Raw genomic sequence first — 676 nt, 5'->3', positions numbered from 1 at the left:
GCGTGATTCACGCCACGGGTGAATTGCGCGCAATGTAGGAAATCAAGATGACAAATTCCACTTTTTTAAAAGAAATGGCAGGAAAATATGGATTTTCTGCTGAAGAATTTCGAGAAACAATCATAAAAACTTGTATTGGATATAAAAATGCTAGTGTCATCACTGATGCAGAATTTGCCGTTTTTCTTTTTGTTGCCAATACTTATGGACTTAACCCTTTAACAAAAGAAATCTATGCACTCCCTAAAAAAGGCGGCGGCATCATACCCGTTGTTTCTATCGACGGTTGGATAAAGATCATCAAATCAAATCCTGACTTTGATGGCATGACCTTTCAAGATCAACTCGATAAGGATGGGAAGCTCATTGCTATCAAATGTGCTATTCGTCTCAAAGGAATTAAAGACCCTATCGAAGTCATCGAATATCGCAAAGAATGCGAACAAGAAAAAAGTGAAGCATGGCAAAAATATCCCGCACGTATGTTGCGCCATAAAGCTACTATACAGTGTGCTCGCTATGCTTTCGGGCTTTCCGGTATTTATGAAGAAGATGAAGCAAAACGTATCAATGAAACAAACCATAACGTACAAACGAAGTTAGTTTCTTATGATGTGCTTACGCAAATCAAACAATTAATAAACATCACTCAAACAGAAGAAGAAAAAGTGCTTGA

At 37.7% G+C, this 676-nt stretch carries 1 protein-coding gene; it reads left to right on the top strand.

What is annotated here, in order from left to right:
* Positions 1-47 precede the first annotated feature (47 nt).
* Positions 48-676: recombinase RecT (locus ACFIKG_RS09695; RefSeq protein WP_375652242.1), on the top strand; the 629-nt coding region annotated here is incomplete at its 3' end.

Origin of the sequence: Bartonella sp. LB28NMGDW, from assembly GCF_042194435.1 — a bacterium.
Lineage (GTDB): Bacteria > Pseudomonadota > Alphaproteobacteria > Rhizobiales > Rhizobiaceae > Bartonella > Bartonella grahamii.
The sequence above is the reverse complement of the archived record's forward strand: the minus strand, read 5'-3'. Positions and strand labels throughout refer to the sequence as shown.